Origin of the sequence: Phreatobacter stygius (genome assembly GCF_005144885.1) — a bacterium.
Taxonomy (GTDB): Bacteria; Pseudomonadota; Alphaproteobacteria; order Rhizobiales; family Phreatobacteraceae; genus Phreatobacter; species Phreatobacter stygius.
Map to the genome: position 1 here is coordinate 1,828,863 of NZ_CP039690.1, position 12,361 is coordinate 1,841,223.

A 12,361-nucleotide genomic window follows, 5' to 3' on the forward strand; every position below is an offset into this window, starting at 1 on the left:
CCGCCAGACCGGTTCAGCGCAAGATCCGGATCAGCCGGGTCACGTCGAGCAGCGTCACCAGAGCCGAGGCGACATAGGTGAAGGCAGCCGCCCGCAGCACCGATTTCGCCGCCGGCAGATCGCCCGGCGGCAGGTAGCCGCCCTTGTCCAGGATCGGCAGCGCCCGGCCGAAGCTGGCGTCGAATTCCACCGGCAAGGTCAGGAGATGCATGACCAGGCGCGAGGCCAGCAAGGCCACCGCCACCACGATCTGCAGAATGACCAGCGGCAGCGAATGGACAAAAGCCAGCACCAGCGGCGCCGTGGCGAACAAAATCGCCGCGCCGATCTCCAGCACCCGCGCGCCTTCCGCCATCTTGATCCGCCAGAGCAGCAGGCGGTCGCCGTCGCGGTGTTGCAGGGCATGGCCGACCTCATGGGCGGCAACCGCCACGGCGGTCACCGAGCGGCCGCCATGGATATCCGGACTGAGCCTGACGACCCCGTCGATCGGATCATAATGGTCGCCGCCATCGGTCAGCTCGACCTTGATGCCGGCGAGGCCGGCGCGTTCAAGCAGGTGCTCGGCGAGTTCGCCGCCGGTACCGGGGAAGTCGGCCCGCTCGGCCGCATGCCGGCGCATCTCGGCCTTGACCCAGAACTGTGGCCCAAAAATCAGCAGGAGCACGGCGGCGCCGGCGAGAACGATCAGGATGGGCATGGTCGCAAGCATCGTTGACCGCCCGGGCCGGAACCGAATCCGCCGCGGGCCATGGCCCGAACATGGCGGCTCGCTGCCCGCTATGCCAGCCAGCGCTTGCGTCGCTTGTAGCTTTTCACGTCGCGGAAGCTCTTTTTGTTGCCTTCGGCGACGCCGAGGTAGAATTCCTTGACGTCCTCGTTCTCGCGCAGCGACGCCGCCGTGCCGTCCATGACCACCCGGCCGGTCTCCATGATATAGCCATAGGTCGCGTAGCGCAGCGCCATATTGGTGTTCTGCTCGGCGAGCAGGAAGGACACCCCCTCCTTGGTGTTGATGTCCTTCACGATCTCGAAGATCTGTTCGACGATCTGCGGCGCCAGGCCCATCGAGGGTTCGTCCAGCAGGATCATCTTGGGCCGTGACATCAGCGCCCGGCCGATCGCGCACATCTGCTGCTCGCCGCCCGAGGTATAACCCGCCATCGAGCCGCGCCGCTGCTTCAGCCGCGGGAAATAGCCATAGATCTTCTCCAGGTCGTCGCGGATGGCGGCCTTGCCGTCGCGCCGCGTGAACGCTCCGGTCATCAGATTTTCCTCGATGCTCAGATGGCCGAAGCAATGCCGCCCCTCCATCACCTGGATGCAGCCGCGGCGAACCAGGTCGTTGGGCGACAGACCATGCACCTCCTCGCCTTCGAACAGGATCGATCCCTTGGTCACCTCGCCGCGCTCGGCATGCAGCAGGTTGGAAATCGCCTTCAAGGTGGTGGTCTTGCCAGCCCCGTTGGCGCCGAGGATCGCCACGATGCCGCTGCGTGGCACGGTCAGCGACACGCCCTTCAGCACCAGGATGACGTGGTCGTAGACGACCTCGATATTGCTGACCGCCAGAATGTCGTCATGGGCGGTTTCAGGCGCGATGGGAGCTTGGGTCTGGGCGGTCATCGGCGGGTCCGGTCGCTACAGGAAAACGAAGGGGCCGCGGCCGGCGCGGCCCCTTGATGTGATGGCGGCCTCATCGGGCGAAGCGGCCAACGCTTCGCCCGAGACAAACGCGACAAGGCCACGAGCCGGGGCGTCCGTCCGCTTCGACGAACCGACGCCCCCTGCGGGTTTTCAAGACCGCTGGTCGCAAACCTCGGTCCGGCGCGGCCAGCCGGCATTGGCCTCGGCATATTTCTTGGCCGCATCCTCGATCAGCGGACGGACGACATCGCGCAGCGGTGCGATCCAATCCGACGACCGGACATAACGGGTGCCGTCCCATTCATTGACGAACACGTTGTTGTGGCCGTTGTGGTCGGCGCAATTGAGCCGCACGGGGGCCGCGAAGCCTTCCATGCCGATCTCCTTCAGCCGCGCCTCGGTAATGTTGAGGCTTTCGAAGCCGCGCCGCACATCTTCGGCCGTCACGGCCTTGCGGCCGGTGAGCTGCTGCGCGGTGCGGATGGCTTCCACCATCAGCATCGAGTTGTAGACGCCGCGATTATAGAGGTTCTCGCCAATGCGATCGCGGGTGGCGACGCGCGACAGGTTACGGTCGGCGACGAATTTCAGGATGTCCTGAATGACCGGGAAGTTCGTGCCGGCCTGATGGAAGCTCAGCGAGCGATAGCCGCGCGCCTGGGCGCCGCCGGCGCGGGCGTCGTCATCGCCGCCGGCCCACCAGACACCGACCAGCCGATCGATCGGGAAATTGTTGCGGATCGCCTCGCGCACGGCGGTCGGGTTCATCGCCCCCCAGCCCTGGTTGTAGAGGTAGTCCGGGCGGTCGCGCCGGATGTTGAGCCAGACCGAGCTCTGGTTCTGCATGTCGGCCGCGGCGACCGGATAGAGCTTCAGCTCGAAGCCGTAGCGCGCCGCCAGCACTTCGAGCACCGGGATCGGCTCCTTGCCGTAAGGCGCGTCGAGATGGATCAGCCCGAGCTTCTTGCCGCGCAGCTTTTCAAAACCGCCCTCGCGCTGCGCCATATAGGCGACCATGACGGAAGCGCCGTCCCAATAGGTTGCCGGCGGATTGAAGATCCACGGAAAGATGTTGCCTTCCGCCGAAGCCGACAGGCCATAGGCCATGGACAGCATGGGGACCTTGTCGACCGCCGCGCGCGGGATCAGCTGCAGCGTGATGCCGGTGGAATAGGGGTTGACCACGACCGGATTGCGCGAGCGCAGGGAATCGTAGCATTCGACGCCCTTCTTGGTGTCGTAGCCGGTCTCGCATTCCTCGATGACGATCTTGACGCCGTTGATGCCGCCGTCGCGCTGATTGATCATTTCGAGATAGTCGCGCATGCCGTCGGCGATCGGGATGCCGGAGCTCGCGAAAGGCCCGGTCCGGTAGGTCAGGAGCGGAATGAACACGGTGTCCTGCGCGGCGGCCGGTTCGGGCGCCGCCGATATCAGCCCGGCGACCAATGCCGCGGCCATCGTCCATTTGAAGCGTTTCATGAATGTCCTCCTCCGTGGAAGCCCGGGCGTCTGCGGCCCGCGATAATCCGGTGGTTCGTGCCCGTCTTTGCCGACGGGTCTCGTTTGCGAAGCGCGGCCGGCCCTCAATAGGGGAAAGGCCAGACGCGCAGTTTCTGCTTGGCGATCTGCCACAACCGCGCGAGCCCGTGCGGCTCGACGATCAGGAAGAAGATGATCAGCGCACCCACCATGACGTGGGTGAGGTGTTCGGCGAAGGCGCCGGTCAGGGGGATGCCGATCGCCGGCACGCCGAATTTCAGGAGCGTCGGCAGGGTCGAGATGAAGAACGAGCCGAGGAACGAGCCGAGCAGGCTGCCGAGCCCGCCAATAATCACCATGAACAGCACATTGAAGCTCTGATTGACATTGAAGGCGTCATTGGCTTCGCCGCCGCCATACCAGAGGAACATCATGCAGGCGCCGGCGACGCCGCAGTAGAAGGACGATACGGCAAAGGCCAGCAGCTTGGTCGGCAGCAGCTTGATGCCCATCAGCTCGGCTGCGATATCCATGTCGCGCACCGCCATCCAGGACCGCCCGATGCGTCCATGGACCAGGTTGGAGGCGAGCCAGGTCAAGGCCACGACGATGGTCAGCAGCACCAGGTAGCGCATCTCCGGCGTCGCCCGCGCGCCCGTTATCGCCACTCCGAACAGGGTGCGTTCCGGCACCTCGATCGCGCCCGAGACATTGTAATTGTAGAGCCAGGGGATGCGCACGAAGCACCACTGCAGGAAGAATTGCGCGGCGAGCGTCGCAACCGCCAGGTAGAAACCCTTGATCCTGAGGCTGGGTATGCCGAAGACCACGCCGATCGCCGCCGAGAAGAAGCCCGAGACGATGATCCAGACGATGATGTTCACGCCCGGAAAGAGCGTCGTCAGCTTGTAGCAGGCATAGGCGCCGACCCCCATGAAGGCGCCGCTGCCGAGCGAGATCAGGCCGGTATAGCCGGTCAGGATGTTGAGCCCGATGGCGGCCAGCGCAAACACCAGGAACGGCACCATCACGCTCATGATGATGAATTCGGAGGCAAACAGCGGGATGGCGATGAAGGCTATGGCCAGGATGACGGCGATGCCAATCCGATCCTGCAGGATCGGGAACACCGCCATGTCGGCCTGGTAGGTGGTCTTGTACTGACCGACTTCGCGGTAGAACACGGGGTCGCTCTCCTCAAATCCGTTCGATCAGCTTGTCGCCGAACAGGCCCTGCGGGCGGAACATCAGGAAGGTCAGCGCGATCACATAGGCAAACCAGCTCTCGATGCCGCTGCCGATGAGCGGACCCCAGTAGAATTCGCCGATCTTCTCGCCGATGCCGATGATCAGGCCGCCGACAATGGCGCCCGGCACCGAGGTGAAGCCGCCGAGGATCAGCACCGGCAGGGCCTTCAGCGCGATCGTCTGCAGGCCGAACGAGACGTCCGAGCGGGCGCCCCACATGATGCCGGTGATCAGCGCGACGACGCCGGCGGTGAACCAGACGATGATCCAGATCTGGTTGAGGCTGATGCCGACCGACAGCGCCGCCTTGTGGCTGTCGGCCACCGCGCGCAGCGCCCGGCCGATGCGGGTATATTGAAAGAACAGCGCGAGCGCCGCGATCATCACCGTGGCGACCACGGCTGCCGCGATGTCGAGCATCTGCAGCGAGACCCGGCCGCCGAGGATATTCAGGTCGATGACCCCCTTGGGCAGGCCGAGCTGATCGGCGATCATCACCTTCGGGCTGCCGCCGAAGATCGTCTCGCCGAGCCCGATCAGCAGATAGGTCAGTCCGAAGGTCGCCATGAACAGGATGATGTCCGGCTGGTTGACCAAGGGGCGCAGCACCACGCGCTCGACCGCGACCGCGAGCGCGAACATGACCGCCAGCGCCACCACCACCGAAAGATAGGCGGCGATCATGCCGGTGAAGCCGAAGCTGGCGAATTTCTCATAGACCCCGACCAGCGTCAGGCCGGCGAACACGACCATGATGCCCTGGGCGAAGTTGAACACGCCGGAGGCCTTGAAGATCAGCACGAAGCCGAGCGCGATCAGTGCATAGAGCACGCCGCCGACAAAACCCTCCCAGATCGTCTGGACGAACAGATCGGGCATCGCGGCCATTTCGACGAAGGGCGCGATCAGGATCTTGTGGAGCAGGCTGCCGGCGGCGATCAGGCCGAGCTGGGCGCCCGCGGCGATCAGCACGACCACCAGCAGGACGCCGCCCCAGGCCAGCAGGTCCTTGCGGATCGGCAGGCCGGCCTTGGGGGAGATGATTGCGTCAGTCATCGGACCCTCCTCAATGCGCCACGCCGAGATAGGCGTCGATGACCCGCTGGTCGCCCTTGACGGCGTCGGGCGTGCCGTCGGCGATCTTGCGGCCATATTCGAGCACCACCACCCGATCGGACAGGTCCATCACCACTCCCATGTCGTGTTCGATCAGCGCGATGGTCGTGCCGTACTGGTTCGACACGTCGAGGATGAAGCGGCACATGTCCTCCTTCTCCTCCAGGTTCATGCCGGCCATCGGCTCGTCCAGCAGCAGCACGTCCGGCTGCATGGCGAGCGCCCGGCCAAGCTCGACCCGCTTCTGCAGGCCGTAGGGCAATTTGCCGACCGGCACCTTGCGGACGTGCTGGATCTCCAGGAAATCGATGATCTCCTCGACGAATTTGCGGTGTTCGATCTCCTCGCGCATGGCTGGGCCGTAGCGCCACAATTGCCAGAAGAAATTGGAGTTCATCTTCAGCGTGCGGCCGGCCATGATGTTGTCGAGCGTCGACATGCCCTTGAACAGCGCGACGTTCTGGAAGGTGCGCGCGATGCCGCCGGAGGCTGCCTCATAGGGCCGCATTTTCGGCCGGGTCTGGCCCTTGAAGGTGATGCGGCCTTCGGTCGGATAATAGAAACCGTTGATGCAGTTGAGCATCGAGGTCTTGCCGGCGCCGTTCGGGCCGATGATCGCGCGGATCTCGCCCTTCTTGATATCGAAGGACACGTCGGTCAGCGCCTTGACGCCGCCGAAGGCGAGCGAGACGTTCTCGACGGCCAGGATCACCTCGCCGGCGGCGATGTCGGTTGGCGATGGGCCCCTCATTCCGCGGCCTCCTGAAAGGGTACAGGTCTTACGGCGTGGAGCTCCATGTCGATCACCGCGACATCGCCCTGGATCACGCCCTTGCGGCCGTCCTCGAAGGTCACCTCGGTGCGGATATGGGCGCGCTTGGAGCCGTCATAGAGGCCGGTCACCAGCGACTGGTAGCGCTCCGCGATGAAACCGCGGCGCACCTTCTGGGTGCGGGTCAATTCGCCGTCGTCGGCATCGAGTTCCTTGTGCAGGATCAGGAAGCGCTTGATCTGGGCGCCGGCCATCAGCGGCTCGTCGGCGAGCGACCGGTTCACCTCGTCGACGTGCCTGGCCAGCATCGTGATGACATCCGGGTGGCCGGCCAGTTCCTGGTAGGAGGCATAGGAGACATTGTGCCGCTCGGCCCAGGAGCCGACCGCGGTCAGGTCGATGTTGAGGAAGGCGGTGACGAAGTCGCGATCCTGGCCGAAGGCGACGGCCTCCTTGATATTGGGATAGAATTTCAGCTTGTTCTCGATATATTTCGGCGCGAACAGGGCGCCGGACTTCAGCTTGCCGACGTCCTTGGCGCGATCGATGATCCTGAGATGGCCGGTCTTGGCATCGAAGAAGCCGGCATCGCCGCTCCTTACCCAGCCATCGGGCGTCTTGGTCTCGGCGGTCTTGGCCGGGTCCTTGAAATAGCCCTGGAACACGCCGGGCGAGCGGAACAGCACCTCGCCATTGTCGTCGATCTTGATCTCGACATCGATGTTCGGCTTGCCGACCGTGTCGGCATAGATCTCGCCGTCGGGCTGGGCGCTGATATAGACGCTGGCTTCGGTCTGGCCGTAGAGCTGCTTCAGGTTGATGCCGAGCGAGCGGAAGAACCGGAAGATTTCCGGGCCGATCGCCTCGCCGGCGGTATAGGCGACCCGGATCTTGCTGAGGCCGAAGCGGTTCTTCAGCGGCTCGTAGACCAGGAAGCGGCCGAGCGCATAGTTCAGCCGCGCGCCGAGCGGCACGCTCTCGCGGTTGAGGATCTTCTCGCCCCATTGCTTGGCGACGCTGAGATAATAATGGAACATCCGCCGCTTGAGCGCGCTGGCATCCTCCATGCGCACCATGGTCTGGGTCAGCAGCGTCTCGTAGACCCGCGGCGGCGCGAAGGCATAGGACGTGCCGACCTCGCGGCGGTCCTCGGTCACCGTATCGGCGTTTTCGGGACAATTGACGCAGAAGCCCGCCACATAGGACTGGGCGTAGGAGAAGATGTTGTCACCGACCCAGGCCAGCGGCAGATAGGCGATGACCTCCTCGGTCTCGTCCAGCTTGTCGAACAGATTGCCGTTGCGCGCGGAGATGATGACGTTGTCATTGCTCAGCATCACGCCCTTGGGCTTGCCGGTGGTGCCCGACGTGTAGAGCATGATGGCGAGATCGGAGCCCTTGGCATCGGCGATCGAGGCGTCGAGCGCGGCCGTCTTGGCCGGGTCCTTGCCCACCGCCCGGCCGATCGCCTGGACCTGCTCGAACGAATGCAGCCGCGAATGGTCGTAATCGCGCAAGCCCCGATGCTCGTCATAGATGATGTGGGTCAGCTTCGGCAGGCGGTCGGACACCGACAGGACCTTGTCGACCTGCTCCTGGTCCTCGACGATGGCGATGGTCGTCTCGGCATGTTCGAGCACATAGACCATCTCCTCGGCGACCGAGTCGGAATAGACCGGCACCGGCACGCCGCCCCAGGACTGGATGGCCGCCATCGACCAGTAGAGCCTCGGCCGGTTGCGGCCGACGATGGCGACCTTGTCGCCGCTGTTGAGGCCAAGCTCGCGCAGGCCCAGCGCGAAAGCGTGCACCTCCCGGTGAACCTCCGCCCAGGTCCAGCTGTGCCAGATACCGAGATCCTTGTGGCGCATGGCCGGACGCGTCGCAAACCGCGTCGCGTTCAAGGCCAGCAGCTTCGGAAACGTATCGCCCGCGCCGGAAACGGCGCGCGCGTCGGCGTGGTTTGCCACGACCGGCGTCCTCCCTGGTTTTCCTGGCGGCGCAGCGAGGCCACACCACCCATCCCTCTGACCGACCCGGTTTTCCGGGTTCATGGCGACCGCTCGCGCAGCCGCGTTCCGTCTCGTCAAGACGACCTGCCTGGATAGTTGAACGCGCGGTCGGCGAAATCAAGAGGTCGAAAGGAGGAGGCCAAATCAGCCGGAAGTCGTAGGCACGTCGGCCGTCGCCTGCGGCGAGCCTGCCGGCCTGCGCCGACGATGCCGATTTCGTTCAAGACCGGGCCGGCGCGCGTGGTAAAGCATGGCCATGGATGGGCCGATCACCCAAGCGCAAGCGCTCGGCACCCTGCCGCTTGGCCAGGGCGAGGCGGCGCGCTTTTTCGCAGCCAGCCGCTTCGGCGGCATCGATTGCCTCAGCGCCACCTTCGTCAGCCACGCCTACGCCCTGCACAGCCACGAAACCTATGCCATCGGCAGTGTCCTGGCCGGTTGCGAGGTCTGGAACGCCCGTGGCCGCCGGCACCATGCCGGCCCGGGCGACCTGGTGTTCAATCATCCGCTCGACGTTCATGACGGCGCGCCGCTGGACGGCGGCTATTCCTACCGCATGACCTATCCGGGCCTGGATTTCATTCGGCTGGTGGCCGGCTCGATCGCCGGCCGGGTCGTCACCGAGACGCCGTTCTTCCCCGAACCGGTCGTCCGTGACCCGGAAGGCGCCCGGTTGTTCACCGCGGCCCATGCCGCGCTCGAAGAAAATCATGACGGATTGGCCGGCGAAGAACTGCTGCTGCGTGCCTTTGGCCGCATGCTGGTGCTGCATGCCGGCCTCGGCGAAGCGGCGATCGGCCGCGAGGCCGGCCCGGTCGCCCGGGTGCGCTCGCTGATCGAGGCGCGTTATGGCGAGGATCTCAGGTTGGACGACCTCGCCGCAACCGCCGGCCTGTCGACCCATCACCTGATCCGCGCCTTCCGCCGCGAAATCGGCCTGACCCCGCACGCCTATGTCATCGACGTCCGCGTCCGTCGCGCCCAGGACAGCCTGAAGAGCGGCAGCGCACTGGCCGAAACGGCGGCCGCGGTCGGTTTTGCCGACCAGGCCCACCTGACCCGCGCCTTCAAGGCCCGGCTTGGGGTGACGCCGGGCGCCTATCGGCGCGCCGTCGCCGGCTGACCGTTTCGACATCGCCATGCCGATTTCGTTCAAGAGCCTGCGGCGCCCTTGCGCCAAGCTGGCGCAATGACCGACATGCCGGCCGCGCCGCTCTCCACGCCCCTGTCCGAATTCCGTGATGGCATTGCCGACCTGTGGCCCGCCATGGTCGCGGCGGCCCCGATCGGCCTGCTCTATGGCGCGATCGCCACCACCAAGGGCCTGTCGCCGATCGAGGTCGCGCTGTCATCGGCGCTGATCTTCGCCGGCGGCGCTCAACTGGCGGCGATCGAATTGTGGACGGTGCCGGTGCCGGTCGCGGCGCTGGTGGTCTCGACGCTGCTGATCAATGCCCGCTATCTGCTGATGAGCGCGTCGCTGGCGCCGAAGGTGGCGCGATTGCCGCTCATCGGCCGGCTCTTCGGCTTCCATGTGCTGGCCGACGAGAACTGGGCGCTGGCCGAGCGCCGCGCCGCCCGGCAGCCGATTACCGCGGCCTATTTTTTCGGCATGGGCGCGGCCTTCTGGGTCAATTGGGTGGCCTGGTCCTATGCCGGAACCATCCTTGGCCCCCTGCTCGGCGATCCCCGGCGGTTCGGCGCCGACTTTGCCTTCACCGCCATCTTCATCGGACTGATCGTCGGTTTCGTCACCGGTCCGCGGACCGGTCTGGTGGTGGTGGTCAGCGCGCTCGCCGCGACCGGCGCCTTTGTCGCCTTCGGTTCGCCCTGGCACGTGCTGGTCGGCGCCCTTGCCGGCATGGCCGCGGCCGTCCTGGCCTATCGCGACGACGCCGCGCCGAAAGGCGAGACCGCATGACGCTCGACACGATGACCCTGATCGCCATTTTTGGCATGGCCGCGGTGACCTATGCCTGCCGCGTCACCGGATTGCTGATCGCCGGCCGCTTTGCCTTTGCCGGCCGCGCCAAGGCGGCGGTCGATGCCATTCCGCCGGCCGTGCTCACCGCCGTGATCGCGCCGACGCTGCTGGCCACCGGCTGGGCCGAGACCTGTGCCGGTGCGATCACCATCCTGGCCGCCACCCGGCTGCCGCTGATCGCCACCATCGCGACCGGCGTCGTCACCGTCGTGGTGCTGCGGGCGCTGCTGGGCGGCTGAGTGCGCTTGCGTCCGGACCGGGTCTGCGCCCTTCCGCGGCCGCCTCGTCGATCCAGCCGATGATCTCGTCGTGCAGGCGGCGATCCTTGTCGATGGTCAGGTGATTGACGCCGCCGCGATCGCGCAGGTCCTCGTTGACGAACCGGCCGGTGAAGCCCGGGCCGCGGCTGAGCGGCACGGCCCAGCCATTGTTCGACTGGAACAGATTGACCAGCCGGCGGGTACCGCCATGCACCTCCTGCCGTGACACCGGATCGAAGGTGACCACCAGCGCCAGCGGGGCCAGGCCCTCGCGCGCCACCCGGTTGGCGATCCGGACCGCCGCGTCGGCACCGAGCGAATGGCCGATCACCACGATCTGCTCGCCCGGATCGGCGCGCCGCCGCTGCACGATCTCGGCCGCCACCGCCTCCCAGCTGGCGACCCCCATGGTGCGCGCCGCATAACCCTTGCGGCGCAGCTTGCCGCCGAGATTGTCGATCCCCAGCGAAAACACGTCGAACAGGCCGCGGAACAGATAGACCCGGACCGGCGCCGCCGGCGCGACCGCCGGTTGCGGCTGACCACGGCCGGCCATCTGAGCCGGCGCCGCCGCCTCACCGGCCGGCTCCAGGGTCTGGCAGCCGGCAAGGCCGAGGCCGAGGCCGCAGCAGAGCGCCACAACCAGCGGCGGATACAATCTCATTTCATCCCTGCCCGGCAGATCCGATCGACGCGGTTGCCGATTAGCCCAGGACCACTGAACAGGAGGTGAACCGCGCCTCAGGCGACGCCGGCGCGCAGCAGGTCGTGCACGTGCAGGATGCCGATGGGCTTGCCGGCCTCGACCGCGAACAGGGCGGTGATCTTGGTGCGGTTGAGCAGGTCGATGACTTCGCTGGCGAACTGGTCCGGCCGCACGGTCTTGGGCGCCGGGGTCATCACCTCGTCGACCGGCAAGGCCAGGAGATCGGCTTGCATGTGCCGGCGCAGGTCGCCGTCGGTAACGATGCCGACAAGCTTGCCGTCCTGATCGACCACGCCGCAGCAGCCGAAGCCCTTGGTGGTCATTTCCAGGATCACCTCGGTCATCGGCGCGCCGAGGCGGCTGAGCGGCAGCGCCTCGCCGTCATGCATGACGTCGCGGACCTGGGTCAGCACGGCGCCGAGCTTGCCGCCGGGATGGAAGGTGCGGAAATCGGCGGCGGTGAAACCGCGCTCTTCGAGCAGGGCCACCGCCAGGGCGTCGCCGATGGCGAGCTGCATCAGCGTCGAGGTGGTTGGCGCGAGCCCGTTCGGGCAGGCCTCTTCGGCACGCGGCAGGTCGAGGCAGACATCGGCGGCCTTGCCGAGCGCCGAATCGCCGACCGAGGTGATCGCCACCAGGCCGACGCCGAACCGGCGCGAAAAGCCGACGAGGTCACGCAGTTCGACCGTCTCGCCGGACCAGGACAAGGCCAGGATGACGTCATCGGCCGTCACCATGCCGAGATCGCCATGGCTGGCTTCGCCCGGATGGACAAAGAAAGCCGGCGTGCCGGTGGAAGCAAGGGTGGCGGCGATCTTGCGCCCGACATGGCCGGATTTGCCCATGCCGGTCACGATCACCCGGCCCTTTGCCTTCATCAGCAGCGCGACCGCCGCGGTGAACGGCGCGCCGAGCCCGTTGGCCAGCGCCTCCTCGAGCGCGACGATGCCGGCCGCTTCCACTGAAAGCGTGCGCAGCGCCGACGCAAGAATGCTGTTGCGGGCCGAGATCGTGGCCGAGGTCCTGGAGTTCATGACGCCTGTCCGCTGACGAAGGCTGGTCGCTCTACCACGGCTGCGCGCCAAGTGCACCTTGCCGTGATCAACTGACCTGCCGGCGCCGCCATCAACCCGG

Annotated in this window: 12 protein-coding genes; 3 read left to right on the top strand and 9 right to left on the bottom strand. The window is 66.2% G+C overall.

Annotation, left to right across the window (positions count from 1 at the left end; genetic code table 11):
• Positions 1 to 13: 13 nt before the first annotated feature.
• From E8M01_RS08350 to E8M01_RS08380, 7 genes are all read right to left on the bottom strand, one after another.
• Entirely contained in the window at positions 14 to 700 is a 687-nt protein-coding gene (locus E8M01_RS08350) for a zinc metallopeptidase (RefSeq protein ID WP_136959708.1), read from the bottom strand.
• Between the two features lie 80 nt (positions 701 to 780).
• Positions 781 to 1,626: an ABC transporter ATP-binding protein gene (locus tag E8M01_RS08355; RefSeq protein ID WP_136959709.1), complete on the bottom strand. Its 846-nt coding sequence runs from the start codon at positions 1,624 to 1,626 to the stop codon at positions 781 to 783.
• A 171-nt stretch (positions 1,627 to 1,797) separates the two neighbouring features.
• Complete coding sequence (locus E8M01_RS08360) at positions 1,798 to 3,129, bottom strand: ABC transporter substrate-binding protein (RefSeq protein ID WP_136959710.1); 1,332 nt, start codon at positions 3,127 to 3,129, stop codon at positions 1,798 to 1,800.
• A 104-nt stretch (positions 3,130 to 3,233) separates the two neighbouring features.
• Entirely contained in the window at positions 3,234 to 4,313 is a 1,080-nt protein-coding gene (locus E8M01_RS08365) for a branched-chain amino acid ABC transporter permease (RefSeq protein ID WP_136959711.1), read from the bottom strand.
• Positions 4,314 to 4,326: 13 nt separating this feature from the next.
• The gene (locus tag E8M01_RS08370; protein ID WP_136964514.1) at positions 4,327 to 5,301 is read right to left on the bottom strand and encodes a branched-chain amino acid ABC transporter permease; all 975 of its coding nucleotides are present in this window, start codon (positions 5,299 to 5,301) and stop codon (positions 4,327 to 4,329) included.
• A 142-nt stretch (positions 5,302 to 5,443) separates the two neighbouring features.
• Complete coding sequence (locus E8M01_RS08375; protein WP_136959712.1) at positions 5,444 to 6,244, bottom strand: ABC transporter ATP-binding protein; 801 nt, start codon at positions 6,242 to 6,244, stop codon at positions 5,444 to 5,446.
• Complete coding sequence (locus tag E8M01_RS08380; RefSeq protein WP_425467711.1) at positions 6,241 to 8,235, bottom strand: AMP-dependent synthetase/ligase; 1,995 nt, start codon at positions 8,233 to 8,235, stop codon at positions 6,241 to 6,243. Before E8M01_RS08380 ends, E8M01_RS08375 begins: the two co-directional genes overlap by 4 nt.
• A gap of 298 nt (positions 8,236 to 8,533) precedes the next feature.
• Here E8M01_RS08380 and E8M01_RS08385 point away from each other — a divergent pair, with 298 nt between their 5' ends.
• The 3 genes from E8M01_RS08385 (at position 8,534) to E8M01_RS08395 (ending at position 10,500) form a co-directional block, all read left to right on the top strand.
• Positions 8,534 to 9,400 carry an AraC family transcriptional regulator gene (locus E8M01_RS08385; RefSeq protein ID WP_170181832.1) on the top strand — a complete coding sequence of 289 codons (867 nt, stop codon included), beginning with the start codon at positions 8,534 to 8,536 and terminating at the stop codon, positions 9,398 to 9,400.
• Between the two features lie 66 nt (positions 9,401 to 9,466).
• Positions 9,467 to 10,198: an AzlC family ABC transporter permease gene (locus E8M01_RS08390; protein ID WP_246088642.1), complete on the top strand. Its 732-nt coding sequence runs from the start codon at positions 9,467 to 9,469 to the stop codon at positions 10,196 to 10,198.
• Positions 10,195 to 10,500, top strand: coding sequence for an AzlD family protein (locus E8M01_RS08395; protein ID WP_136959715.1), 306 nt, complete (start codon positions 10,195 to 10,197; stop codon positions 10,498 to 10,500). The genes E8M01_RS08390 and E8M01_RS08395 overlap by 4 nt, the downstream gene beginning before the upstream one ends.
• On the opposite strand, the gene E8M01_RS08400 is transcribed toward E8M01_RS08395, so the two are convergent.
• Both E8M01_RS08400 and E8M01_RS08405 read right to left on the bottom strand, forming a co-directional pair.
• Positions 10,463 to 11,185 (bottom strand): lipase family protein, encoded by a 723-nt coding sequence (locus E8M01_RS08400; protein ID WP_136959716.1) that lies wholly within the window; start codon positions 11,183 to 11,185, stop codon positions 10,463 to 10,465. The genes E8M01_RS08395 and E8M01_RS08400 overlap by 38 nt on opposite strands.
• A gap of 77 nt (positions 11,186 to 11,262) precedes the next feature.
• On the bottom strand, positions 11,263 to 12,261 hold the full coding sequence (locus E8M01_RS08405; protein WP_136959717.1) for a KpsF/GutQ family sugar-phosphate isomerase: 999 nt from the start codon (positions 12,259 to 12,261) through the stop codon (positions 11,263 to 11,265).
• Positions 12,262 to 12,361: the final 100 nt, after the last annotated feature.

Excerpts from the sequence above, each read along its gene's own strand:
- E8M01_RS08355 (WP_136959709.1), bottom strand. The coding sequence starts at position 1,626 with ATGACCGCCCAGACCCAAGCTCCCATCGCGCCTGAAACCGCCCATGAC.
- E8M01_RS08405 (WP_136959717.1), bottom strand. The coding sequence starts at position 12,261 with ATGAACTCCAGGACCTCGGCCACGATCTCGGCCCGCAACAGCATTCTT.
- E8M01_RS08360 (WP_136959710.1), bottom strand. The coding sequence starts at position 3,129 with ATGAAACGCTTCAAATGGACGATGGCCGCGGCATTGGTCGCCGGGCTG.
- E8M01_RS08385 (WP_170181832.1), top strand. The coding sequence starts at position 8,534 with ATGGATGGGCCGATCACCCAAGCGCAAGCGCTCGGCACCCTGCCGCTT.
- E8M01_RS08375 (WP_136959712.1), bottom strand. The coding sequence starts at position 6,244 with ATGAGGGGCCCATCGCCAACCGACATCGCCGCCGGCGAGGTGATCCTG.
- E8M01_RS08390 (WP_246088642.1), top strand. The coding sequence starts at position 9,467 with ATGACCGACATGCCGGCCGCGCCGCTCTCCACGCCCCTGTCCGAATTC.
- E8M01_RS08400 (WP_136959716.1), bottom strand. The coding sequence starts at position 11,185 with ATGAGATTGTATCCGCCGCTGGTTGTGGCGCTCTGCTGCGGCCTCGGC.
- E8M01_RS08395 (WP_136959715.1), top strand. The coding sequence starts at position 10,195 with ATGACGCTCGACACGATGACCCTGATCGCCATTTTTGGCATGGCCGCG.
- E8M01_RS08350 (WP_136959708.1), bottom strand. The coding sequence starts at position 700 with ATGCCCATCCTGATCGTTCTCGCCGGCGCCGCCGTGCTCCTGCTGATT.